Here is a 23102-nt window from a genome sequence, read left to right as displayed (position 1 = left end):
CCTCGGTCTCCGGTCAGGTCTTCCGCCCGTGACACGCGTTCAGTCTCAGACTCTCGCTCCAGACTCAGCATTCGCCGCCGATCGCCGGATCGACCGGGCGCGGGCCCGGTCGTCGGATGCCGGTTCGAATCCAGCCCGCCCCGCTTCCCTGGGGCGGTAGTTCAAAGGAAGAACACGACGACGTCAGACTGACCCGCGCCGACGGATCCGGCGTGCGCACATGGGCGGCACACCAGGGCCCGGGGGATGGCCAAACCCCCGGGCCCGTTCCTTTTCCCTTGCCATGTGCCCCCTCGGCCTCCCCTGTGCGGTGGCCTCGGTCGGGCCGTCCGGTCCGGTCGTCGTGTCCCGCCTTCCGGCGGCGTCGCGCCCGCACTCGCCCCTGGTTCGGCCTCGCTCGCCCGCACGGCGGCCGGGCCTGGTCAGTGACGCCGAACCGGCCGGTACGGGGGAACGTCCCGGCCCGGTTGCCAGTGGGGCCCCTGGTGCAGGTGGTGCGCGACGACCAGCAGATCGGCCGTCGCGATCAGGGTGAGAACACCGCAGGCGACGGCCCACCCGGTCCGGCCGAGCTCGGCGAAGATCACCGTGCCCGCAATGGCCCACAACAGACCCCACACGGTCAGCCCCAGCCGCATCCTCAGCGGACTCCGCGCTTCCGTCGGCTCACTCCCGGTACGCATGTGCCACCATCTCCACCTCCAGCATCCCTCGGGCGGGGGCTGTGGGCCAGGATTCTGCGGCGGGGCGGCGGCTACGGGTGGGGGCCTTGGGGGCGCTGTCAGGACCGGGCTCGGCGGGCGGCTCTCATCAGGACTCGATGAGCCACTGCGGTGGGCAGGGGTGGGCCAGCTGTCGTCGGGACGGCATGACCTCCTTGCCGTAGCGCCAGGCCATGGTGTCCAGGACGCGCAGCACGGAGATGTCGTCACCGAGGCCCGCGGTGGTGCGGGCGCGTTCGAGGTGAGTGATCAGGCGCCCGTCGTCCGCCTGCAGTTCGCACCGCATGTCGGACCAGAAGAGCACGTCGTTCTCCGGGCGGTCGAACACCCACTTGATCACGGAGTCGTACACGGGGAACAGCGCCGGCCGTTTGCGGGCCATCAGCTTGCCCGCGATCACCGGGCCGATCCACCGAAGGCCGTTCAGGCGTTCCCACAGCTGCCGGGCCGGTCCTTCGCGGCCGATGAGGCTTGCGTCCACGTCCACCAGCCGGGTGGTGACGGGCAGTTGGGCGAGCAGCTCGCTGAACGCGTGTGCCGGGTCCGGTTCCAGGAGTTGCAGGGCCGCGGTCGCCGGGATGCTGACGCCGAGCGTCGTCACGGCTATCACGTCGTCCGCGGTGAAGCGGTTGGCGACCGATAACCGGTCCCCGCCTCCGCCGAGGCGTTCGAAGCGCGATCCGGTGCAGGCCGGTGTGCCGTCCCAACGGACGGCCCAGTAGCTGCGGAGGAGTTCGGCCGCGCGGTGGCTCTGCCAGAGGGCGGGCGGGATACGGAGGCACATGGGCGGTCTCCCGGGTGTGTGCGGACGGGACGGATGGCGGGTCGCGGAGAGCGACCGCTGAGCAGGGGAGTGGTACGGCGCGGAAGTGCGGTGGCGCAGCGGTCCGTGCGCCCTGAGCGAGCCGGTGACCGGGGATGTGACGGGGGTGCGGCGGTGCCCTGGTGCCGGCGGTGCCCGCGCGGCACTCCGGTCGGTGGAACGGATCCCGGTCACAGGGTGAAGGCAGGGGCGGTGCGCCTGCTTCGCTCCGCGGTTCTGCGCTGTCGCGGGCCCGAACTCCGGTCGACGGGCGGGCGCTGTGCTGAGGTCTCGGCCTGGTGGCGGCGGGACGTCGCCCTGTGGGTGCGGGCGGTCATGCGGCCGGATACCGGGTGGGGCCCGGCGGTGGGCCACGGACGGGCCGGGCCGGACGCCGGCAGGCCGGTCCGGGGCGCGTCACGCATACCGTCGACCGGTCGTTGTACGGAGCTCGCCGGCCGGCGCGCGGATCGCGGTCCGCTCCCTTCCCTGCGGGGTGGTCGGTGCCGGACGCCTCAGCGGTGTGGCGGGTGGCTCAGCGGCGGAGCGGGCGGTGCCGGGTGCCCGTGGTGCCTCGGGACGTGCCGCCCCCGCAGGTGAGAGCCCGCTGCGTGGGCCGGGCCCGGTGGGCAGGGAGCGCTCGGTGTGGGATCCGGGCAGCAGGCGGAAAGGTGTGCGTGTTCATGTAACTGGTCCCCCCAGTTGAACGGCGAACAAAGTACGCCGGGGGCGGGAGTTTTGCAGACCTCGAACCCTGGGGGCAATAGTCAGGAGAAATCACTCCAAAAATGCCAAGGCTCGGCTGGTCCGCCCGCACGGGTGCATGCCTCGCCGCCGTGGATCCCGTGGATCCCGTGGACCCGTGTGCCGCCGGTGCGGGGGCGAAGTGCAGGGGAACGACCGTGAGCGTTGGCTCACGCTGGGTTGGCGCGCCCTGTCGGCCGTAGACTCGCAGGCGGTCCGCAGGTCCGGCGGACCGCCTGACCGCTGGTAGGGCGGACGGGAACGGGTACCGGTACAGCAGCACGGCGCGAGGGGTGGCGGACGGTGACGCGAGAGCAGCGCCCCGAGGCCGGTGCCTTCGCGGACTGTGCGGCTGTCTTCCTGCCGGCCGATCCGCCCCGCCATGGACGGGTCGCCTTCTGGCGGCCCGACGGCGGCCCTCTCCCCGGAGCCCAGTCGCGGGGTGCTGCTCCGTCCCATGACCCTGGACCGCCCCATGGCTCTGGTCCGTCCCGTCGCCCTCGTCCGTGCCCTGATGGGGTCCCGCCCCTCGACGGTCCGCAGGTCAGCGACGGTGCCACCGCGGAGGCGTTCCCTCCCGGTACCGGTACCGGTACCGGTACCGGCACCGCCACCGCCACCGGCACCGGCACTGCCACTGCCACCGCGCCGCAGGACCTGACCGTCGTACGGCGGCACGGCAAGGGGGTCCGCAGCCGGACCGTCCCCGCCGTGCACCTCCCGCTCGCCGACGCCGTCCCGCTGCTGGCCCGGGCACGCCACGAGCCCGCCGCCCATCCCGCGGCGGCCTGTTGGGGCGCGGCGGCCCTGCACGCCCTGCACCTCGTCGCACGCGGCAAGCTGCTCCCCGGGCTGACCTCGGACGACATCGACGCCTGGCGGGCCGGGCCGCTGGATCCCGAGGATGCCGCGCATCTGCGGGCCATCGCCGCCGCCATGCCCGCGGAGGCCCATGCCGTGCCGCTCGTGGGACGGAAACCGCTGCAACTGCCCGATCCGGAGGCGCTGCTGCGGGCCTTCCTCGACGCCGTCGCCGACGTGCTGCCGCGGACGCCCGCCGCTCCCCACGCCGTGGCCGACATGCAGCCCGGGGGCCGCAACCCCGTGGGGCGCTCTCCTGCGTCCCGCTCTGCCGGGCGGCTGCACCCCACCCGTCCCACCGGGGGGCGCCGGGCCGCCGGAACCACCAGGGCCGGCAGGACTTCCGGAACCGCCCCGGCGCCCCACTCCGCCGGAGCCCCGTTCGCCGCGGACGAGCCGCAGCGGCTGCCCCACGCCCGGGAGTGGGCCGCCGAGGTGGCCGCGGGGCTGGATGCCGGCGTGCGGATCTCGCTGCGGCTGGACCTCTCCCCGTACGACATCTTCGACTCGGGGACCGGTCGTGGTTCCGCGATCGGGGACGACTCCGCGAACGGCTCCGACCCGGCAGGCGGCGCGGAGCACGGCAGCGAGGAGCGTTGCGTCGCGGCGGCCGTCGTCCAGGTCCACAGCCTGGCCGATCCGACCCTGGTCGCCGACGCCGCGGCGCTCTGGGACGGCGCGGACCACTTCGGGCCGCGCGCCCGGATCGACACCCTGCTGGCCGTGCGCCGCGCGGCCCGCGTCTGGCCGCCGCTCGCCCGCCTGCTCGGCCGGCCCGCGCCGGACGTGCTGCCGCTGACCGAGTCGGAGCTGTACGAGCTGCTGGGCCAGTCCGCGAACCGGCTGGGCGCCGCGGGGGTGGCCGTCCACTGGCCCAAGGAGTTCGCCCGGGAGCTGACCGCCACCGCCGTCGTGCGCCCCGCCCCCGGCTCCGCCGCCGACGGCTTCGGCTTCTTCGAAGCGGAAGAACTCCTGCAATTCCGCTGGCAGGTGACGCTGGACGGCGAGCCGATCAGCGACGCCGAGATGGACGCCCTCGCCGAGGCGCACCGCCCCCTCGTACGGCTGCGCGACCAGTGGGTGCTGGTCGACCCCGCCCTCGTCCGCAAGGCCCGCAAGCGCGACCTCGGCCTCCTCGATCCGGTCGACGCGCTGCGCACCGTGCTCACCGGAACCGCCGAGGTGGACGGAGAGAGCGTCGAGGCGGTACCCGTGGGGGCGCTGGCCGACCTCCGCGCCCGCCTCACCGGCGAACTGCGGCCCGCCGCACAGCCCCCCGGGCTCCGCGCCACGCTGCGCGACTACCAGCTCCGCGGCCTCGACTGGCTCGACCGGATGACCTCGGCAGGCCTCGGCGGCTGCCTCGCCGACGACATGGGCCTCGGCAAGACGATCACGCTCATCGCCCTCCACCTGCACCGCGACCACCCCGCCCCGACCCTGGTGGTCTGCCCGGCCTCGCTGCTCGGCAACTGGCAGCGCGAGATCGCCCGCTTCGCGCCGGACGTTCCCGTGCGCCGGTTCCACGGCACCGGCCGCACCCTGGACGGGCCGGCGGGCGGCTTCGTCCTCACCACGTACGGCACGATGCGCAGCAGCTCCGCCGAAATCGCCGGGCGGCGCTGGGGACTGGTCGTCGCCGACGAGGCCCAGCATGTGAAGAACCCGCGCTCCTCGACCGCGAAGGCGCTGCGCACCATCCCCGCTCCGGCGCGGATCGCGCTCACCGGCACCCCCGTCGAGAACAACCTCTCCGAACTGTGGGCGCTCCTCGACTGGACCACCCCCGGGCTGCTCGGGCCGCTGAAGACCTTCCGCGCCCGGCACGCCCGCGCCGTCGAGGGCGGCGAGGACCGGGAGGCGGCCGAGCGGCTGGCCCGGCTGGTACGGCCGTTCGTGCTGCGCCGCAAGAAGTCGGACCCCGGTATCGCGCCCGAACTGCCGCCCAAGACCGAGACCGACCACCCCGTCGGGCTCGGCCGGGAACAGGCCGCGCTGTACGAGGCCGTGGTGCGCGAGACCCTGGCCCGGATCGAGGCCGCCGAGGGCATCGCGCGCCGGGGGCTGGTCATGAAGCTGCTCACCGCGCTCAAGCAGATCTGCAACCACCCCGCGCAGTATCTGAAGGAGGCCGCGCCCGGACTCACCGCCCGCTCCGGCAAGCTGGAGATCCTCGACGAGCTGCTGGACACCATCCTCGCCGAGGGCGGAGCGGCACTGGTCTTCACCCAGTACGTGGAGATGGCCCGGCTCCTCGAACGGCATCTCACCCGCCGCGGCGTCCCGGTCCAGCTGTTGCACGGCGGCACGCCCGTGGAACAGCGCGACGTGATGGTCGACCGCTTCCAGTCCGGCGAGGCCCCGGTGTTCCTGCTCTCCCTGAAGGCCGCGGGCACCGGGCTCAACCTCACCCGCGCGGGACACGTGATCCACTACGACCGCTGGTGGAATCCGGCCGTCGAGGAGCAGGCCACCGACCGCGCCTACCGCATCGGCCAGACCCAGCCCGTGCAGGTGCACCGGCTGATCGCCGAAGGCACCGTCGAGGACCGGATCGCCCAGCTGCTGGACGCCAAGAGGACGTTGGCGGACGCCGTGCTGAGCGGTGGCGAGGCGGCGCTGACCGAACTGAGCGACGCGGAACTCGCCGACCTCGTCTCGCTGCGGAGGCCGTCATGACCCGCCACGGCCTCCCCGCCGCTGCCGGGACCGGCGGCCCCGATGAGTTCCCGCGGTCCTGGTGGGGCGACGCCTGGGTGCGCGCCCTGGAGGAGAACGCGCCCGACCCGGCCCGGCTCTCCCGCGGCCGCGGCTACGCACGCCGCGGGTTCGTCGACGCGATCACCGTCACCCCGGGGCACGTCACCGCCGCGGTGCACGGCACCCGCCCCCGCCCGTACCGGACCGCCCTCCGCCTCCAGGTCCTCACCGACGCCGAGTGGAACGACTTCCTCGACGCCGTCTCCGCGGAGCCCGCCCACATCGCGGCGCTCCTGGACAAGGACATGCCGCAGGCCCTGGTGGCCGCCGCGGACCGGGCGGGCGTCCAATTGCTCCCCGGTCCCGGTGACATGGACCCGTCCTGCTCCTGCCCGGACGTCGGCCGGCCCTGCAAACACGCCGCGGCGCTCTGTTACGAGACGGCCCGGCTGCTCGACACCGACCCGTTCGTCCTGCTGTTGCTGCGCGGCCGGGAGGAGAGCGAACTCCTCGACGCCCTCACCCGCCGCAACGCGGCCCGCGCCGCCCGGGAGAAGGCCGCCGGAACTCCCGCCGCCACCGCGGCGGTGGTGGCGCGCGAGGCCCTGTCCGGCACGGCGCGTCCGCCGCTTCCCGCGCCCCTGGCGGCGCCCACCGCCGCCGCGTACCCGCCGGCCTTCCCGGAACCGGCCGGTGCCCCGTCGGCCGAGGCCCTCGAATTCCTGGCCCTGGACGCGGCGGCCCGGGCCCAGGCGTATCTGGCCGACGGGGCGGACCCGTTCGCGGTCCGCTCGGCCTGGCAGGACGCCGTACGGCTCGCCGCCACCCACCCTCATCTCTCCGGGCGCCAGAGCTTCTCCGCCCGGTTCGCACAACTGGCCGCGAGCACCGGCCGCACCGCCCAGGAGCTGTCCCGGGCCGTCGCGGCCTGGCGCCAGGGCGGCGCCGAGGGCCTGGCCGTTCTCGACCACCTCTGGGACCCGCCGGCGGGCGACTTCGACCGGGCCCGCAGCGCACTCGCCGCCGCGGACTTCCCGCGCATGACGATCCGGCACAACCGGCTCACCGACCCCCGGGGCTTCGTCCAGCTCCGCTACGGCCGGGACGGCCGCTGGTACCCGTACCGCTCCGACGGGGGACGCGAGGACTGGTGGCCGGAGGGCCCGGCGGACGAGGACCCGGTCGGCGCCCTGACGGGATCGCTGTACGGCTGACGGGCGGTGAGGCCCGGGTGGGGGGACCGGCAGGGCGGGGCCGGGGGCGGAGGCGCTTCGGGTGGGGCCGAACCTCACGGCCCGGGACGGTCAGCCGCGGCGCTCGGTCTTGCGGTATCCGAACGGGCCGGGGAGATCCATCGACGTCGTCCGGCGGCCCGTGGACGAGTAGGTGCGGCGCACACCGTCCCCCTTGCCGAGGGTGACGGAGACGGACTTGCGGTTGATGTTGAGCCGGACGCCCGGAAGTATGCGGAAGCTCTTGCGGAAGGTGATGGGCACAGTGGACTCCTCTCGTCCCCGACTGGCCTTCCCCGAGGATACGCGGGTACGCGCATCCCACCTGGAGAAGACGCGGACCAGGAACGGGAGATGACGCGGACCAGGAACTCCGCCTCCCGGTGGTCGACAGCGACCCTCGTGAGCCCCTCCTTGTGCGGCGCGCAGCCGAGGTGACGGATGCCCACGGCGCACGGGACGGGGAGCCCGTCCCGGCTGTGGCGAGCAGCCCGCGCATCGCTTCCGGGGCGAGCCCGCCGAGCAGCGCCTGAGCGTGGTGTTCGCCCTGGGCCGTCCTCATGCCTCAGGCGGTCCCGACCGAGCAGGGCTGTCCGTCGACCGGGTCAGACGTCTCTGCTCGCGAAGCGGATGAAGTCGGTCCAGGCTTCGGGTGTGAGGGTGAGTGCGGGGCCGTGGGGGTTCTTGGAGTCGCGTACCCGGACGGTTCGCTGGCCGATGGCGACTTCGACGCAGTCGCCGCCTTCGCTGCCGCTGTGGCTGGACTTGAACCATTGCGGATTGTCGGTGCGGTGGGTGTTCGCTGCGCTGTTCATGACCCTCCTGCCAGGTCGGCCAGCAGATTCAGGCTCTCCTCCGGGCTGAGAGCCTGCGACCGCAGCATTCCATACTTCTGTTGATACGCACTGACCTCGTCCGGGTCATCCACGAGGAAGCTGATGCGCTGCCCCTCGATATAGGCCAGTTGGTCGTGGTCGGGGGTCTCCAGCAACACCATGGGGCCGTCCAGGCCCGCGTGCTTCTCGCGGGCCGTGGGCATGATCTGCAGCCCCAGGAAGGGCAGTTCGGCGCAGTCCTTCAGGTGCCGGATCTGCTCGCGCAACACCTCGCGCCCGCCGATGGGCCGATGCAGGATCACCTCTTCCAGGAGGAAGTTCATCATCGGCGGCCAGGGCTTGCGGTCGAACACCTGCTTGCGGTCGAGCCTGGCAGTGACCCGGTCCTCCTCCTCGTCAGGGCTGATCGGCGGATAGAGGGAGGCGAAGACCGCGCGGGCGTAGTCCTCGGTCTGCAGCAGGCCAGGTGCGACGTGGGTCTGGTACGAGAGAAGGGTCAGGGCCTCCTGCTCGTGCTCCACGAAGTCCTGGGCGAAGGCCGGGAATCGCTCGCGCTCCGGAACCTTGGACACGGCCACCGCGAGTGCTCCCTTGGTGTCCAGCAGCACGTCGAGCTGTTCGGCGAGGTCGGGCTTGAGGGCCCGGCGGCCCTGCTCGATCGACCCGATCGTGTCCTCGTGTACGCAGAGCCGCTGGGCCAGTTCCGGCTGGGTGATGCGGGCGGCCCTGCGGAAGTGGCCGACCTGAGCGCCGATCAGATGCCAGGAGGGGTTCTTCGGGGACTTCTTCGTCGCGTACATGGTGTACTCCGTTCCTGCCCTGTTGTCGTACGGCAGCCGTCGCCGTGGCGTACGGCATCCCCGTACGCACTGACTCACTGGTGCATACTAGTGACGCACTGTGACAGTCGTCGCATGAACGAGAACGACCAACCCCTCTGCCGCCGCGAGGCGTTCTTCCGGCGGGAGCGCCGGTCCGTGCCCGCGGCCAGGGAGTTCACCGCACAGGCGCTGACCGACTGGCAGGTCACCGGCCGACTGGACGACGCCTTGGTCTGCGTGTCCGAAATCGCGACCAACGCGCTGGTCCATGGGGTCCCGCCCGGCCGCGGCTACCGGCTGTTCCTGGACCTCGTACGGGGCCCGGGTTCTGGTCCCGGTGCCCTTCTCCGGGTGGAGGTGCATGACAGCGGGCCCGGCCTGACGCAGGTCCGGGAGCGGTCGGCCGGCGCGGAGGACGAGGGGGGACGCGGGCTCTCCCTGGTGTCCGCTCTCGCCGACAAGTGGGGCGTCGAGGACCGGAATCCCGGCAAGATCGTCTGGTGCGAGATCCCGGTGACCTGAGCGTCCGGCCCGCCTTGCCTCCCGGGGGCGTGCCGGAGCTCACCATCGGCGCGACGGTTGCTCAGGCGCCCGTGCCATGAGCAATGAGCTGTGAAGCCGAACCCCTACAGTTCCGCCGCCCACCGGGCCAGCGTCGCGAAGTCCGCGTCGCGCAGGCCCCTGCGGGGGTGGATGCGCAAGAGCAGGGCGGGGGCGTCGTGGTGGGCGGCGACGTGTGCGGTGTCGAGGTCGGTGATCATGTCGTCGACCCAGACGAACGGGCGCCCCGCCGCCCATGTCAGCAGATGCCGGGTCTTCCAGTAGAGGCCGTCCGGGTCCTTGGTGAAGAGCTCGGGCCATTCGATCACGGGGAGGTCGCCCGGGAGGCCGATCGCTGGGGCGATCATCTCGTTCGCCTGGTGCATCCAGGTGGTCGCCCAGGCCAGTTCGTACGGCAGCGTGGTCAGCCGCCGGCCGTGCCCGGGGTTGAGGCGGACCCGCAGGCCACGGCGGTGGCTGCGGGACCCGGGGGTCTGCCGGGACAGCCAGATCGCGGGGTGGAGGCGGTGAGTGGTGTAGCCGCGCGGCCGGTACAGCCGGGCGGCGTACGGGTTGAGCGGGCCGTCCACTTTACCGACCACTGGAGCCCGTTAACCTGCTCTGAACTGCGACGATTCATAGACTACATGTCCGCGACGGCGAGTTGGGTGGTGTTGTTGTCGCTCGTTCGTGTGGTCGTCGTGCTGCGGGCGGGGGCCGGGTGGATGAGGTGTCGCAGAGCAGGGGCGGACCTCGGAGGAAAACCAGTCGTGGAAAGAACTGGGGCCCGACACGATGCGGCCATGACTACAGATCTCTTGCTGGACCGGGCCCGGGAGCCATGGATTGAACTGGCGGTGAAGCCAGTGCGGTTCTCCGCCACGGACGGGGTGAACGTGGCCGTCTCCCCAGGATCACGGTTGTGCCCGCCGTTGTGGACGGGGATCGTGGTTCTCGGTGACGCCGGCATCGTCACCGTGCCGAGCGATCGGATCGCCGAGCTGATGGCGGGGGCGGCGAGGAAGCTGTCCTATCAGGAGATCGTCGACGCGGATCGTCTGCGTGAAGTGCTGCCCGTCCTCGACGTACTGGGGCCTGCGTCCCTCTTCTATCTCGACCGGGCCGACTTCCAGCCCATGCATGCGGGCGCCGCTGTCGAGGAGGTACCAGGCGACGACGATGGACTGGCCGCGCTGCTGGCCCGTGCCGGTGAAGAGGACGCTGGGGAAAGCGGCTTGGACGACATCACCTCTCCCGCATGCGTCCTGCGTGACGGTGACGACGTGGTTGCCGCAGCCGGCTATGGCGCATGGTCGCAGTCGGTGGCCCACCTCAGCGTCCTGGTCGCGCCGCACTGTCGCGGCCGGGGGCTGGCGCGAGCGGTGGCATCTGCGGCGGTGGCCCGCGCGCTGGACGCCGGGCTGCTTCCGCAGTGGCGAGCACGCCCGCACCCGTCAAAGCGTGTCGCGCTTGCGCTGGGCTTCCGGGAGTTGGGGGCCCAGCTCAGCACTCGCCTCGGTGACGGCGGTCCTCATGGCCAGGGCCGGTGAGGCCGCCGTCCGAACTCGACCGCGGTGATTCAGTGCTTCGTTGAGTCGGCGATCTGTGCTTCGAGGTCGGCGATGCGCCGGTCTTGGAAGCGGAGGTTGGAGCGTGCGGCCTTGAGTCGCTCGTCGAGGGTGCGGTTGTCGGTGATGAGTTGGCGGACCCGTTGTTTGAGGGTGGTGTTTTCGGTGGTGATCCGCTGGATGGCTTCCTCGGTCCACTCGGCTTCCAAGTCCCGGATCTGGCCCATGAGTTCGCCGATGCGGGTGCGCTGGGTGAGGATCTCGGCCTGGGCGGTCTTGAGTGCTTCCTCGGCGTTCAGGGCGCGTTCGCGCCAGGTTGCCTCGCGCTCGTCGTCCTGGTCGGCGAGCAACTGGGTCCGGCGGTCTCCGGACTCGGCCATCGCGCTGGCGACCGTGGCTCGGGCCTCGGCGTTGTCGTAGAGGAAGGTGCGCGAGACGTCTGCGCGACGGGCGACGGCGGCGACGCTGACCTGGGCCTTCTCTCGCCGGAGTCGGGTGATGGCTTCGCGGACCCGCTGGAGGGCAGTCTCGGTCTTGTGACGGCGGGCGGCCAGGGCAGCGGCCGTGCGGGGTTCTGGAATTGCAGCGGTCTTCATGCGATGTCCTGTTCGAGATCGTCGCCATCGGTTGTGCACGTATCGCTGTACTCGTCCTGCTCGTCGTTCCCCGCGTCGGCGAGGTCGGCGGCGCGGAAGGCGGTGGACCACACGCGGTGGAAGTAGTCCTGGGGTTTGCGCAGGTCCAGGGCGAGGGCGTCGTCGAGGAGGCCGAGGCCGGCCAGGGCCTTCTCCAGGCCGTCGATGGCGCGGGCGGTGGGTTCGAAGTAGCGGTTCAGGTAGTCGGCGGTGGCGTCGTCCTGGGCGCCTTCGGCCAGCAGCCGCCACTGCTCGCGCTTGCGTCGCCAGTAGAGGAGGTCCGCGCCGGAAAGTACGAACTTGTCGCAGTTGTGGCAGTCGAGGTTCCAGGGACAGGCGCCGCCGTCGACGACCGGCTGGAAGGTGCAGAAGCCGCCCTCGGCCGGGGTGCTGCGGCGGGCGAGGTCGACGGCGATGGCCAGGGCCTGTTCCTTGGTGAGTGCCTCGGCCGAGTCCCCCGAGAGTCGCTCCCCAGGAGTGGTGGTGCCGGGCCCGGCGACCCAGACGTGCTGGAGCACATTTTCCAGATCGGTGTTGGAGAGGTGGACGTAGTGCTCGGCCATCCGGTCCGAGACGTGTCCGAGATAGCGGCGGATGTGGGTGAGGGTGGCGCCCTGGCGCAGGAGGCTGGTGGCCAGGGTGTGGCGGGCCTGGTGGGGGACGCAGTGGCCGATGTCCATGGCGTCGACCCAGGGACGGAAGCGGCTGTAGAACCACGGCCTGCTCAGCGCGATCGTCCCGTCGGTGCTGCGGTAGTTGGTGGGGAACAGCGCGAGCCCGTCACGTTCTTTGCCCGTGGGGGTGTAGCCGTGATCGTCGGCGAACCGGGCGAGCGTCTTGCGCTGCCGTTCGGTGATGAGCTCGAAGAGCGACTCGGGGATGCGGATGGCCTCGTCATAGTTGCCGACCTTGGTCTGGTCATGCCAGAGCATCGCGAGCCCGCTGAGCCGGCCGATGCAGTTCCAGCGAAGCTCGATGACTTCCCCCAGCCGTCGTCCGGTGACCACGACGATCTCCCAGATGTCCCGGGCACCCTCGTCATCCGGATCGTGGACGCGTGTGAACTCGGCGAGATTGCGCTCGTCGGCCAGTGCCTGTGCCACTTCATCGGCGAAGGGGCGCCGCCGTTTCTGGTAAGCGGTGCCGCCGGCGTTCGGCAACGCGATGACGAACTCCCTGGCCAGGCCGATAGCGTCGGTCACGCCGTCGTCCATCGCCTTGCGGAGGATCTTGCGGGTGTGGTTGAAGACCACCGATCGCGTGCCAGTCGTGACGGTGCTCGGCTTCCCGTCGACGCGGACCGTGGCCAGAGACGGGAGTGCATGGCGCTCGCGATGCCGCTGATCTGCGACGAAGCGGTCGGCGTGTTCCTTCGCCAGGACTGCGGGGTCGACGCCCCCGCCGGGGGCATCGACTTCAAGGAACGCGCTCAACTCGGTCATCGCTCGACGAATGTGGTCCAGCGTGTGGGCGCTGTTAGGGCAGCGCGGCGAGCGCAGGAGTTCGGCGAAGTAGTCCCACGTGATGTCCCGCAGCCATCGTTGAGAGATCGCGGTGAGGCTGAGGTGCCCGAGCCGGTTCTCATAGCTGATACCGAAGTGCCTCGTTTCGAGGAATCCGGCCTCTTTGGCCTCCTCAGGTGTGAAGTAGACCAGGCGCAACTCGTGGAAAATCTCTTTCGCGATCCCGCTGGCGGTCTTGGTCAAGCAAGCAAGGTCCAGATCGACGATCGAGGTCGCATCCTGCTCACGGCAGGCGTTCACCACCATGCGAAGCGCGGTGACATCCCAACGGGCCGGACGCGACCGCTGTGTGTGAGTGAACAACCCCCACTGGATTTCTGCCCGCGGCAGTGGCCTCAGTCCGCGCAAGTTCAGCTGAGCGGGCACGGAGACCGCGATCTCCCTGTCGCACCACGCCCGGAACTGGACGCGGTCGATGTAGCTGACAGCGGCTCGGCCCTCGCCCCACGATCCGCCCGGAATGGATGCGCCGCCGGGGGAACCCGCCCTCCGGTAGGAGTGAGCGTGTCGCCGACACAGTCCCAGCGGCGACTCTGCCAGCAGAGGACAGACCAGCACTGTGCAGGTCCCGAACCCCGGGACAGAACTTTGCTCGGCGGCCCACTCATCGAAGTCGAGAGCGACTTCTTCGCCAACTCGCGTTCGACTCCATTTCTGAAGGTGATATTTGCAGAGACGGTACTGGCCCGCCCGCGCGGGTCGCCCGGGGCAGATCAGACAGGCCAGGTTCCCGTCATGCTCGGTTGTCTGCCCCAAAGGTTCAGCAGTGCTGAGGAAGACTGACCTGCTGACACCTTCCTTCGCGGCTGCGAGCCACTCTTGACGATGGGCGTGGCAGAAGTCGCCGAGGCCAGTGGCGCGCTGGCAGTCGGTGACCCGGCAAAACCATTGATAGGTCTGGTGTCCTGGCGGGATCTGGACGATGTCGTCGCGGAACAGAGGATCGAATGAGGGCGCGTTCGTCAGCGCGGTGAGGATCTCCAAACGATCTCTGCCGATCCGCGTGTCGTTCTGGTGCGTGGTCAGCAAAGGCAACAGAAACGCGTCCCGGCGCTTCACCGGCCCTCACCCCAGACCGTGCGCAGAGCGGCGTCGAAGACCGGATCGTGGATGTCGACGTGCCCGTAGACCTCGTCGACCATCGCGGCCGAGGCCCAGCCGCCCGCGTCCCGGGCGATCAGGGTGTTGCCGCCCGCGGCGTCGAGAACCGCCGAGGCGAAGGTGTGCCGGAAGGCATGGGGTTTCACCAGCCCCAGCCCAGCGCGTTCCCCGGCCCGGCCGAGCATCCGCCGGGCGCCGACCGGTGCCCACGGCCGGCCCGCATCGGCGCCGTGCAACTGGACCAGGAGCATGCCGTGCCGAGCGCCGCGCGGGTACTCGGTGGTGATGTACTCGAAGTAGGAGTGCACCATCGCCGGGCTGACCCGCTTGATCAGCCCGCCGGTGACCGTCCCGCGCACGATCTGCCACGGGTGCTTGGTCTTGGCCTCGGCCCGGTTCGGGTTGCCGGGCCGGTGGCAGACGTGCAGATGCGGGGTGCGGCACTCGCCGCAGGCAGCGTTCTCCCGCAGGTGCAGGTCGACCAGGTGCAGCCCGCACAGCTCGCCGATCCGCAGTCCTCCGTCGGCGAGCCAGTCGACGACCAGCCGGTCCCGGGCGGCGTTCACCGACTCCAGCAGCCTCTCTCTCGCCCCGTCCGGCAGCATCTTCGGGTGCCGGCGCTGCGGCCCCTTCGGCGCCAGCGGATTCGTGGGCAGCGGCGACTTCACGTGACCGAGGAACGAGCGGCGGCGGTCCACCCGTGACGGCAGCCGGGACTTGTCGAGCTTCCTGCCGAGCTCGCCGTTGATGCCGAGGGAGGTTTGGTGCAGGTAGAAGCCCTTCAAGCAGGCCGCCGCGGTCGACAGCGCGGAGCGGCCGTAGGGGCGCTTGCCGACCCGCCACGGTTCTCCGAGCGGCATGCGGACTTCGGCACCGACGATCCCCATGTACCGTTCCAGGTCGCGCAGTTGCACCGTGTCGAAGGCCAGGCACTCGCGCTCCAGCCACCGCAGGTGGTCCACCAGGTAGTACGCGTAGGTCTTCTGCGTGCCCGAGCCCTCGTGCTCACGCAGGAACCGGTCCGCCTCCGTGTGCAGCGTGCCCTCGGGCCAGACGATCGTCCATGATCGCCGCCCGTCCTTCCGTTCGATCTGCTGGACCCGCAAGTCCCCGATCACCACGTGCCGTACCACTTGTCCTCCGTACCGACTCCGGAACATGACAGACGTCCCGGTCCCGGTCGGTAAACGAGCCCATGACGCCTAAGTCACAGGCCCAGACAGACATCACGAGCAGCACTGCCCGCGGTCGGTAAAGTCCACGTCGAGAAGCAGCAGGGGGCGAGCCGTCATGGAGAACTCCTGCCCATGGTGTCGGGGATGCCGGCGCCGTGCCGGGTGCCGGCAAGGTGAGGTGGGACCGCAGGGCGCGCCGGGCCGTCGAGCGCCCCGCGCGGGCGCGGAGAAGGTGGCGCACTCACGAGGCGAGCGGCGCACTCACGCGGCAAGGAGGCCGCATTCATGTGGGAGCGCCGCTCCGGAGAACGTCCGCCGGGGCGGACGCTCCCCGCTCCGGCGGCCGCCCGCCGGCCCGTGTGACGGCCTCCGCGCCGGCCCGGCAGCCCGCCTCCGCGGCGGTCACCGGATCCCCGCCGGCCAGCAGCGCCGCGAGGAAGGCGCCGGTGAAGGCGTCGCCCGCGCCGGTGGTGTCCACCGGTGTCACCGCGGGGGCCGGTACCCGGGCGAGGATGTCGCCGCCCGCGGCGAGCACGGCTCCCGCGGCGCCCCTCTTGACCGCGACGAGGCCGAAGTCCCGGCTGAGTTCGGCCGCCGCGTCGGCCGGGTCCGCGAGTCCGGTGAGCAGCGTGGCCTCGTCGCTGTTCGGGAGGAGGAGGTCCGCGGCGGCGACCGACGCCAGGAACGCGGCGGGGCCGTGCTGTTCGATGAAGCCGGCCGACGCCGGATCGACACTGACCGGTACCGACCGGTCCCGGGCCGCCGCCATCGCCACCCGGGCCAGCGCCCTGCTGCCCTCCGCGAAGAAGAGGTAGCCCGACAGGTGGAGGCGGGCCACGCCGTCGAGCAGGCCGTCCCGCCAGTCCGCGGGGGACAGCCGGAGCGCGGCGCCGCTGTCGGTGACCAGGGTGCGTTCCGCCGTGGCGTCGACCAGGCAGATGACGGTGCCCGTGGCCGCGTCCGGATCGACGCGGAGGGCGGGGCGGACCCCGCAGCGCAGCAGCGCGTCCTCGTGCCACGCGGCGGAGTCCGCCCCCACGCACCCCATGAGCCGGACGTCCGGTGCTCCGCTCCGGGCCGCCCAGCAGGCCGCGTTGGCCCCGGCGCCGCCCGGCAGGGTGCTCACCCGGGCCGTGGTGTCGGTCGCCGGAGCGAGGGGAGCGGAGTGCCGGGCGACGACATCCGTGATCACGTCGCCGATCACCAGCAGCCCCCCGCGGACCGGGCCCTGCCGCCCGTCGGCGTCCCCGGACCCCGTCATGCCGGGGTCCGGGACCAGGCCGTGGCGATCCGGGCGGCCAGGCGCACATTGCCCCGTACCGCCGCGAGGTTGGCCTCCAGCGAGGCGCCGTCGGTGTGGTGCACCAGATGGCCCAGCAGGAACGGTGTCACCGCCTGTCCGCTGATGCCCTCGCGCGCACAGGCGGCCAGCGCCTCGGCCAGCACCCGGTCGTGGAGTTCCGGATCCAGTTGCTCCCGTTGGGGAACGGGATTGCCGACGACGAGGGCCGACTCCGGGCCGCCCAGCGCGTCCTGGGCGGCCATGGCGGCGGCGACCTCCTCGGGCTCGTGCACCGTCCAGTCGACCGGCTCGCCCGAACTGCTGAGGTAGAAGCCGGGAAAGCGGTCGGTGCGGTAGCCCAGCACCCCCACCCCCAGGGTCTCCAGGCGCTGGAGCGTGGCGCGCACGTCGAGGATGGACTTCACGCCCGCGCAGACGACCGTGATCCGGGTGCGGGCCAGCAGCGACAGGTCCGCCGACTCGTCCTGCGTCGCGGTCCACTCCCGGTGGACACCGCCCAGCCCGCCCGTCGCGAAGACCCTGATCCCCGCGCGGGCGGCGAGGAAGGCCGTCCCCGAGACCGTCGTCGCGCCGTCTGCACCCGCCGCCACCGCGGGGGCCAGATCGCGGTGGCCCAGCTTGCGCAGTGACGGATCGTCGGCGATGCGTTCCAGCTGCTCCGGGGTGAGGCCGATGTGCGGCCGGCCGTCCAGCACCGCGATGGTCGCCGGGACGGCGCCGCCCTCGCGGACCTCGGCCTCCAGCTCCTTCGCCACCTGCAGATTGCGGGGGCGGGGCAGACCGTGCGCGATGATCGTCGATTCCAGGGCCACCACCGGATGTCTGCGGGCGAGTGCTTCCCGGACCTCCTCGGACACGTTCATCGGGGGTGTGGGCATCGCTGCGCGTCTCCCGTCTCGTGGGCGGCGTCCGAAGGAACGCTTCTCCTCCCATCCCTGGCGTTCCGGTCACACCGTCAAACCTCGCGCCCCGGTGCTTGACCAGCACTGCACCGGAGTGGCAAAACTATGACAGAACAGACAGAACCTCAGAAATCCATAGAGTCCGTCGTACCGTCAGGACGCTGCCCGCGGCGCCTTCCTGACGGTCGTGCAGCCGGACTCGGTCCGACTGCGCCCGGGGGTCGACATGTCCCGTTTCCCGTTCCGTATCAGACAGCGGCTCGGCGTCGCGGGCCTGGCCGCGGCCCTGGGCGGTGCGATGACGCTTGTACTCGCCCCGCCCGCCGCCGCGGAGCCCGCCACCTCGATCGCCTATCCATCGGGCGCGGCCTCGACCCGCTACACCGGTCCGGCCTTCGACGCGTGCAGCGCGCCCAGCCTCGACGCGATGAAGGCGTGGAAGGAGTCGCCGTACCGCGCCGTCGGCGTGTACATCGGGGGTGTCAACCGCACCTGCACCCAGCCCCGGCTCACCGCGAGCTGGGTCACCGAGGTGTCGAAACTCGGCTGGCGCCTGCTCCCCATCTACAAGGGACTGCAGCCGGCCTGCGGTGCACGGGCTCAGGACGAGAAGATCACCCCCGGCTCGGCGGCGGCGGAGGGCAAGGCGGCGGCGGTCGACGCCATCGCGGCGGCCACCACGCGCGGCATGCTGCCCGGCAGCGCTCTCTACAACGACATCGAGCAGTACACCAGCCCCGACAGCACCTGCCGGAACTCGGTCCTGACGTACCTGTCGGCGTGGACGAAGGAGCTCCACGCCCGCGGCTACCTCTCCGGTGTCTACATGAACCTCAACCACGGCGCCGCGGACCTCTCCGCCGTCTACGGCTCCACGAGCCACGCCCGCCCCGACGCCCTCTGGATCGCCCGGTACGACGGCAGTACGTCGCTCAGCGGCTGGTCGGGGATCCCGGACTCCCAGTGGGCGGCGCACCAGCGCGCCAAGCAGTACAGCAACAGCCATGACGAGACGCACGGCGGCGTGAAGATCAACATCGACAGCAACCAGCTCGACGCGCCGGTGGCCACCGTCGCCCACACGTACACCGTGACCAGCGACGCCGTGCTCAAGGCCCGCCGGACACCGTCGACCACCGGCACCGTCGTGCGGTCCGTCGCCCCCGGATCCTCGGTCGCGGTGGTCTGCCAGAAGCCGGGTGCCACCGTCGGGGGCACCTCCGTGTGGGACCAGCTCTCCGACGGCAGCTTCGTCTCCGACCACTACGTGAGCACGCCCTCCAAGACCGGCTACAGCGCCCCGCTGCCCCGCTGTGCGCACCCGTACCAGATCACCCCGGCCAGCGGGGTCAACCAGCGGACCGGCCCCGGTACGTCGTACGCCACGGCCGGTGCGCTGCCCAGCGGAGCGCTCGCCTGGACGACCTGTCAGGCCCCCGGTACGGCGGTGAGCGGTACCTCGGTCTGGAACAAGCTGGACAACGGCAAGTGGGTCTCCGACTACTACGTGGCCAACGCGAGCAACACGACGTACAGCAGGCCCGTACCCCGCTGCTGAGCCGGCGCCCCGCCGCGGAGGGATCGCCGCCACCCTCGACCGGGAGGGTGGCGGCGATCTGTCGCTACGGGCCGCCGCCCGGGGCGCCCGTGCCCTCCGATGGGGGCCGGGCGGGCTCCGGATCGATGCGCTGCGGTACCTGCCCGCCGGCGGCGGAACGGGCGCCGCTACTCTGACCGGCTATGACTGGCATGGACAACCCCGTCGCGTCGTTCGCAGTGCACATTCCGGATGTGGAGCTCGAGGTGGAGCCGCTCGCTCCCGAGCAGATCGTCTCGGGCGATCCCGTCGTCACCGGCAAGGTGCTGTGGGAGGCCCCGGACGGCAAGCAGCTCCGCGGCATCTGGCAGATCACTCCGGGGGTGGTGACCGACACCGAGGCCAACGAGCTGTTCGTCGTCGTGAGCGGGCGGGCGACGATCGAGGTCGAGGGCGGTTCCGTGATCGAGGTGGGCCCGGGGGACGCGTGCGTGCTGCGCGAGGGCGACCGGACCACCTGGACCGTCCACGAGACGCTCCGGAAGGCGTATCACATCAGCCTCTGACGTCCCTCGGCCTCTGGGGCCTGACGTGGGTTCAGGCGCGGGCCGGGCGTGCGGTGAACAGGGCCAGGGCCGCCACCGGCAGCAGCAGGAGCGCGGCCGCCAGGTTCAGCCAGCCGTAGCTCGCCCGCGCCACGATCAGCCCGGCCAGGGCGCCACCGGCCCCGGCCGAGGTGTTCATCGTCAGGTCCGAGAGTCCCTGGACAGCAGCCCGGGCGGCCTGCGGTACGGCGTCGGTGAGCAGCGTGGAGCCCGCCACGAGCCCCGCCGACCAGCCCAGGCCGAGCAGGAACAGACCGGCCGTGGTCCGCCCGTGGTGTCCGTCGGCCGTGCCCGCGAGCAGGGCGGCCGAAGCCATCAGGGCCACCGTCAGGGCGATCACGGTGAACGGCCCCACCCGGTCGCAGAGCCGGCCCATCACCGGGGCGAAGGCGTACATCCCCGCGATGTGGGCACTGATCACCAGCCCGATCAGCTCGATGTCCGCACCGTGGTGCCCCAGGTCCACCGGGGTCATCACCATGATCGCCACCATCGCGGTGTGCGAGGCGCTGATGGTGACGAGCGCGAGCCGGGCCCGCGCGGAGCCGGCGACCACACGGACACCCGCGCGGAGCGACCGGCTCTCCCGCGTCTGCGACCCGGCCGGAGCCAGCGACCGGGCCGTCAGCAGCGGGTCGGGGCGCAGCAGGACCAGCACCAGGACGGCCGCGGCCAGGAAGACCACCGCGGCCCACAGAAACGGTCCCGCCGTGGCCGGAATCCCCAGGCCCGCGACGCTGTCCCCGGCTGGGGCCGCGATGTTCGGCCCCAGGACCGCACCGATCGTCGCCGCCCAGACCACCGTCGAGATCGCCCGGCCGAGGTTCCCCGCCGGCGCCAGATCCGCCGCCGCGAACCGGGCCTGGAGGTTCGCCGTCGTACTGGCGCCGAACGCCACCATGCCGAGCAGCAGCAGGGGGAAGCTCCCCACCGTGGCGGCCAGCACGGACAGTCCCGCGCCCACCGCACCGACCGCGTACGCCAGCGCCAGCCCCGGCCGCCGGCCGCGGGCGCTCATCAGGGCGGCGACCGGAACCGACAGCAGAGCCGTCCCCGCCACGGCCGCGGTCCCGGCCAGCCCGGCCACCGCCTCCGAGCCGCCGATCTCCTGCGCCAGCACCGACGAGAGGGCGACTCCCATCGCCGTGCCCAGACTGCCGAGGATCTGGGAGGCGATCAGTACGGCCGTGGTGCGCCGCCGCACGGCGTGCAGACCGGGGACGGCCTCCGCCTCCGTGGACACGGCCGGGGCGTCAGGGCCGGATACGGGTGCGGGTGCGGTGGGGGAGGCGGACGGGGGAAGGGATGAGGGCGAATCGGAGGAGTCGGACACGGCCGCAGTCTGGCAGCACCGCTGCCGACAGGCCATGGGCCGGCGGGGAAGCTTTCGGAAACGTGACCGGAGGGCGTCCTGCGCGGGCACCTCCCGCGACGGCCCGCTGCGAGGTTTTCTGCGAGGACCTCCTGCGCAGCGGCCTGAGAGGTCGCGGGCGCCCCTCCTGCCCGGGCCGGGAGCCCTGGGCGCGGCCGCGGGGCGTTCCGGAGCAGGCTGCGGAGCCTTCCGGAGCGGGGCGGGGAACGCTCTGCCGACCGCTCAGAACAGCGGCTGCGGGAGCACGCCCTCCAGCGCGAGCAGGGTGCGCTTCGTCTCCAGGCCCCCGCCGAAGCCGCCGATCCCGCCGCCGCTCTCCACCACCCGGTGGCAGGGGACCACGACGGGCAGCGGATTGGACCCCATGGCCGTGCCCACGGCCCGTGCGGCCCCCGGTTCGCCGACCCGGTCGGCCAGGTCCTGGTAGCCGACGACCGTGCCGTACGGGACGCCGGTCGCGAGTTCCCGGAGCACCCGCCGGTTGAAGCCGGCCGACAGCGACCAGTCCAGCTCCACGGTGAACTCGCGCAGCGTTCCCGCGAAGTAGGCGCGCAACTGCCGGACCGTCTCGGCGAGCAGCGGGTCCTCGGACGCCTCGACCGGCTCGTCCCCGAGCCGGGACGCCAGCCGGTCGACCGCCGCGCGGGCCGTCCGCTCGTCCGCGTGGAAGACGACGTTGACCAGCCCCCGGCCGGTCGCCGCGAGCAGCAACGGCCCGATGGGGGTGCCGGTCACGGTCCAGCTCACTGCGCTCATCTCCCGCAGGGTAGTGCGCTCCGGGAGGGGATGCGCCGCCGCACGCACCGCGGCCGCGCCCCCTCGGGGACGCGGCCGCGGTGTGTCGTGCTCCCGGGAGTCGGAGCTACGACGCGGAGGCGCCGGCGACGGCGCTGTGGTCCGAGGTGCTCCTGGCTGTCGCGTCGCGGACGACGTCAGGGGTGTTCGTGATGATGCCGTCCACGCCGTAGCTCTTGAGCAGGGCGGCCCGTGGGCCGTCGTTGACCGTCCAGGTGAAGACCTCCAGCCGGCGGCCGTGTGCACCGCGCAGCTTGTGCACGGCGGCCACGTACTCGGGTGTCAGCGTCCGGTGACTCGGGTTGATCTGGTCGACGAACCCCGCGTACGTCTGCAGATCCGCGACCTCCGGAGCGCCGAGGAAGCCGGTCTTGATGTCGGGACGCAGCTTGTGGACCGTGCCCACGCTGTCCGCGCTGAAGGACTGGACGATCAGCTTGCGCCGGACGTGCGAGCGGTCGAGCCAGCCCTCACGGCGCAGTTCGCGGAGGGTCTGGCGCTCCAGACCGGGGTACAGCTCCGGGGCCTTGAGCTCCAGCAGCAGCTTCTGCCGGTGGTCACTGACCCGTCCGAGGTACTCCTCCAGGGTGGGCACGCGTTCGCCCGCGTAGGCGGGGGAGAACCAACTGCCCGCGTCCAGCCGCTTGATCTCCGCCATGGTGAAGTCGGCGACCTTCCAGGGCGCCCGGTCCGGGAAGACCTGTTCCACGTTGGTGGTGCGCTTCAGGTCGGTGTCGTGAATGACGGCCAACTCACCGTCCTTGGTGCGCTGGACGTCGTTCTCCACCCAGGTGATGCCGAGGTCGTCGGCCTTGTCGACGGCCGCGAGGGTGTTCTCCGGGGCGTAGGCGGACGCGCCGCGATGGGCGACGACCACGGGTCGGTGCGGGTGGTCGACGGCCTGGGCCGCCGTGGCGGGGAAGAAGAGTGTCGAGACTCCCAGAAGCGTTCCGACTGTGGCTGCGAGAGGGCGTATGCGCACGTGGACTCCTCGCGTCGTCTTTCGCGGACGGGCCGAGGGTCCCAGGCGTGGTGCAACGGTGGACAGGCGTGGAATGGACAGAAGTTGAACGGGACGCCCCCCCGGAGAACTTCACGGTGTCACGCTGTGACGGCCCTGTGTTCGACGCTGTGCGAGTTCACCCGCTCGAGGGAATGGGCGGGGGTGACCGCGGCGTCGGGAACGTGCGCCTCGTGCCCGGCCGGGCCGTACGTGGGCGCCGGCCGTACCGGCACCGTTCGTGATGCCGGTACGCGCGCCCGTCCACCTCTGCCGACCGCTGCCTCGGCACGTGTCGTGCGCGCACGGGCGGCACCGTCCGTCGGGT

At 71.9% G+C, this 23102-nt stretch carries 20 protein-coding genes; 6 read left to right on the top strand and 14 right to left on the bottom strand.

The window, feature by feature from the left end:
• Nucleotides 1–422: 422 nt before the first annotated feature.
• Nucleotides 423–683 carry a DUF6343 family protein gene (locus tag ACFYYR_RS21815; protein ID WP_388855906.1) on the bottom strand — a complete coding sequence of 87 codons (261 nt, stop codon included), beginning with the start codon at nucleotides 681–683 and terminating at the stop codon, nucleotides 423–425.
• Between the two features lie 127 nt (nucleotides 684–810).
• The gene (locus ACFYYR_RS21810; protein WP_388855904.1) at nucleotides 811–1506 is read right to left on the bottom strand and encodes a DUF6308 family protein; all 696 of its coding nucleotides are present in this window, start codon (nucleotides 1504–1506) and stop codon (nucleotides 811–813) included.
• Between the two features lie 1473 nt (nucleotides 1507–2979).
• Here ACFYYR_RS21810 and ACFYYR_RS21805 point away from each other — a divergent pair.
• Both ACFYYR_RS21805 and ACFYYR_RS21800 read left to right on the top strand, forming a co-directional pair.
• On the top strand, nucleotides 2980–5808 hold the full coding sequence (locus tag ACFYYR_RS21805; RefSeq protein ID WP_388855901.1) for a DEAD/DEAH box helicase: 2829 nt from the start codon (nucleotides 2980–2982) through the stop codon (nucleotides 5806–5808).
• Complete coding sequence (locus ACFYYR_RS21800; protein ID WP_388855898.1) at nucleotides 5805–7043, top strand: SWIM zinc finger family protein; 1239 nt, start codon at nucleotides 5805–5807, stop codon at nucleotides 7041–7043. The genes ACFYYR_RS21805 and ACFYYR_RS21800 overlap by 4 nt, the downstream gene beginning before the upstream one ends.
• Before the next feature lie 90 nt (nucleotides 7044–7133).
• Here the strand turns inward: ACFYYR_RS21800 and ACFYYR_RS21795 are convergent, their stop codons facing one another.
• The 3 genes from ACFYYR_RS21795 to ACFYYR_RS21785 form a co-directional block, all read right to left on the bottom strand.
• Nucleotides 7134–7325: a DUF4236 domain-containing protein gene (locus ACFYYR_RS21795; RefSeq protein WP_388855895.1), complete on the bottom strand. Its 192-nt coding sequence runs from the start codon at nucleotides 7323–7325 to the stop codon at nucleotides 7134–7136.
• 341 nt (nucleotides 7326–7666) lie between these two features.
• Nucleotides 7667–7876: a DUF397 domain-containing protein gene (locus tag ACFYYR_RS21790; protein ID WP_388855892.1), complete on the bottom strand. Its 210-nt coding sequence runs from the start codon at nucleotides 7874–7876 to the stop codon at nucleotides 7667–7669.
• A complete protein-coding gene (locus tag ACFYYR_RS21785) occupies nucleotides 7873–8697 on the bottom strand; it encodes a helix-turn-helix domain-containing protein (protein WP_388855889.1) in 825 nt (274 codons plus the stop codon). Before ACFYYR_RS21785 ends, ACFYYR_RS21790 begins: the two co-directional genes overlap by 4 nt.
• Before the next feature lie 114 nt (nucleotides 8698–8811).
• Between ACFYYR_RS21785 and ACFYYR_RS21780 the strand changes: the two genes are divergently transcribed.
• Nucleotides 8812–9240: an ATP-binding protein gene (locus ACFYYR_RS21780; RefSeq protein WP_388855886.1), complete on the top strand. Its 429-nt coding sequence runs from the start codon at nucleotides 8812–8814 to the stop codon at nucleotides 9238–9240.
• A gap of 104 nt (nucleotides 9241–9344) precedes the next feature.
• Here the strand turns inward: ACFYYR_RS21780 and ACFYYR_RS21775 are convergent, their stop codons facing one another.
• Entirely contained in the window at nucleotides 9345–9860 is a 516-nt protein-coding gene (locus ACFYYR_RS21775) for a hypothetical protein (RefSeq protein ID WP_388855883.1), read from the bottom strand.
• Nucleotides 9861–10061: 201 nt separating this feature from the next.
• Here ACFYYR_RS21775 and ACFYYR_RS21770 point away from each other — a divergent pair, with 201 nt between their 5' ends.
• Complete coding sequence (locus ACFYYR_RS21770; protein ID WP_388855880.1) at nucleotides 10062–10808, top strand: GNAT family N-acetyltransferase; 747 nt, start codon at nucleotides 10062–10064, stop codon at nucleotides 10806–10808.
• Nucleotides 10809–10837: 29 nt separating this feature from the next.
• On the opposite strand, the gene ACFYYR_RS21765 is transcribed toward ACFYYR_RS21770, so the two are convergent.
• The 5 genes from ACFYYR_RS21765 to ACFYYR_RS21745 form a co-directional block, all read right to left on the bottom strand.
• The gene (locus tag ACFYYR_RS21765; protein WP_388855877.1) at nucleotides 10838–11422 is read right to left on the bottom strand and encodes a DUF6262 family protein; all 585 of its coding nucleotides are present in this window, start codon (nucleotides 11420–11422) and stop codon (nucleotides 10838–10840) included.
• On the bottom strand, nucleotides 11419–13167 hold the full coding sequence (locus ACFYYR_RS21760) for a tyrosine-type recombinase/integrase (RefSeq protein ID WP_388855874.1): 1749 nt from the start codon (nucleotides 13165–13167) through the stop codon (nucleotides 11419–11421). Before ACFYYR_RS21760 ends, ACFYYR_RS21765 begins: the two co-directional genes overlap by 4 nt.
• 872 nt (nucleotides 13168–14039) lie before the next feature.
• Nucleotides 14040–15218 carry a tyrosine-type recombinase/integrase gene (locus tag ACFYYR_RS21755; protein WP_388855872.1) on the bottom strand — a complete coding sequence of 393 codons (1179 nt, stop codon included), beginning with the start codon at nucleotides 15216–15218 and terminating at the stop codon, nucleotides 14040–14042.
• Nucleotides 15219–15543: 325 nt separating this feature from the next.
• Nucleotides 15544–16521, bottom strand: a complete 978-nt coding sequence (locus ACFYYR_RS21750) for a carbohydrate kinase family protein (RefSeq protein WP_388855869.1) — start codon at nucleotides 16519–16521, stop codon at nucleotides 15544–15546.
• On the bottom strand, nucleotides 16518–17441 hold the full coding sequence (locus ACFYYR_RS21745) for a pseudouridine-5'-phosphate glycosidase (RefSeq protein WP_388855866.1): 924 nt from the start codon (nucleotides 17439–17441) through the stop codon (nucleotides 16518–16520). Before ACFYYR_RS21745 ends, ACFYYR_RS21750 begins: the two co-directional genes overlap by 4 nt.
• Before the next feature lie 250 nt (nucleotides 17442–17691).
• On the opposite strand from ACFYYR_RS21745, the gene ACFYYR_RS21740 reads away from it, so the two are divergent.
• Complete coding sequence (locus tag ACFYYR_RS21740; protein ID WP_388855863.1) at nucleotides 17692–19023, top strand: glycoside hydrolase domain-containing protein; 1332 nt, start codon at nucleotides 17692–17694, stop codon at nucleotides 19021–19023.
• Between the two features lie 182 nt (nucleotides 19024–19205).
• Complete coding sequence (locus ACFYYR_RS21735; protein ID WP_388855860.1) at nucleotides 19206–19568, top strand: cupin domain-containing protein; 363 nt, start codon at nucleotides 19206–19208, stop codon at nucleotides 19566–19568.
• Between the two features lie 31 nt (nucleotides 19569–19599).
• On the opposite strand, the gene ACFYYR_RS21730 is transcribed toward ACFYYR_RS21735, so the two are convergent.
• The 3 genes from ACFYYR_RS21730 to ACFYYR_RS21720 form a co-directional block, all read right to left on the bottom strand.
• The gene (locus ACFYYR_RS21730; RefSeq protein WP_388855857.1) at nucleotides 19600–20976 is read right to left on the bottom strand and encodes an MFS transporter; all 1377 of its coding nucleotides are present in this window, start codon (nucleotides 20974–20976) and stop codon (nucleotides 19600–19602) included.
• A gap of 225 nt (nucleotides 20977–21201) precedes the next feature.
• A complete protein-coding gene (locus ACFYYR_RS21725; protein WP_388855854.1) occupies nucleotides 21202–21735 on the bottom strand; it encodes a methylated-DNA--[protein]-cysteine S-methyltransferase in 534 nt (177 codons plus the stop codon).
• A gap of 106 nt (nucleotides 21736–21841) precedes the next feature.
• A complete protein-coding gene (locus ACFYYR_RS21720; protein ID WP_388855851.1) occupies nucleotides 21842–22756 on the bottom strand; it encodes a glycerophosphodiester phosphodiesterase in 915 nt (304 codons plus the stop codon).
• Between the last annotated feature and the right edge of the window lie 346 nt (nucleotides 22757–23102).

Origin of the sequence: Streptomyces sp. NPDC001922, from assembly GCF_042891165.1 — a bacterium.
Lineage (GTDB): Bacteria > Actinomycetota > Actinomycetes > Streptomycetales > Streptomycetaceae > Streptomyces.
Note: the sequence above shows the minus strand (reverse complement) of the source record. Positions and strands in the feature narration are given on the sequence as shown.

Coding starts and splice junctions, on each gene's coding strand:
- ACFYYR_RS21725 (WP_388855854.1), bottom strand. CDS start 21,735: ATGAGCGCAGTGAGCTGGACCGTGACCGGCACCCCCATCGGGCCGTTG.
- ACFYYR_RS21745 (WP_388855866.1), bottom strand. CDS start 17,441: ATGCCCACACCCCCGATGAACGTGTCCGAGGAGGTCCGGGAAGCACTC.
- ACFYYR_RS21735 (WP_388855860.1), top strand. CDS start 19,206: ATGACTGGCATGGACAACCCCGTCGCGTCGTTCGCAGTGCACATTCCG.
- ACFYYR_RS21740 (WP_388855863.1), top strand. CDS start 17,692: ATGTCCCGTTTCCCGTTCCGTATCAGACAGCGGCTCGGCGTCGCGGGC.
- ACFYYR_RS21785 (WP_388855889.1), bottom strand. CDS start 8,697: ATGTACGCGACGAAGAAGTCCCCGAAGAACCCCTCCTGGCATCTGATC.
- ACFYYR_RS21770 (WP_388855880.1), top strand. CDS start 10,062: ATGACTACAGATCTCTTGCTGGACCGGGCCCGGGAGCCATGGATTGAA.
- ACFYYR_RS21815 (WP_388855906.1), bottom strand. CDS start 683: ATGCGTACCGGGAGTGAGCCGACGGAAGCGCGGAGTCCGCTGAGGATG.
- ACFYYR_RS21765 (WP_388855877.1), bottom strand. CDS start 11,422: ATGAAGACCGCTGCAATTCCAGAACCCCGCACGGCCGCTGCCCTGGCC.
- ACFYYR_RS21800 (WP_388855898.1), top strand. CDS start 5,805: ATGACCCGCCACGGCCTCCCCGCCGCTGCCGGGACCGGCGGCCCCGAT.
- ACFYYR_RS21750 (WP_388855869.1), bottom strand. CDS start 16,521: ATGACGGGGTCCGGGGACGCCGACGGGCGGCAGGGCCCGGTCCGCGGG.
- ACFYYR_RS21810 (WP_388855904.1), bottom strand. CDS start 1,506: ATGTGCCTCCGTATCCCGCCCGCCCTCTGGCAGAGCCACCGCGCGGCC.
- ACFYYR_RS21790 (WP_388855892.1), bottom strand. CDS start 7,876: ATGAACAGCGCAGCGAACACCCACCGCACCGACAATCCGCAATGGTTC.
- ACFYYR_RS21780 (WP_388855886.1), top strand. CDS start 8,812: ATGAACGAGAACGACCAACCCCTCTGCCGCCGCGAGGCGTTCTTCCGG.
- ACFYYR_RS21730 (WP_388855857.1), bottom strand. CDS start 20,976: ATGGCCTGTCGGCAGCGGTGCTGCCAGACTGCGGCCGTGTCCGACTCC.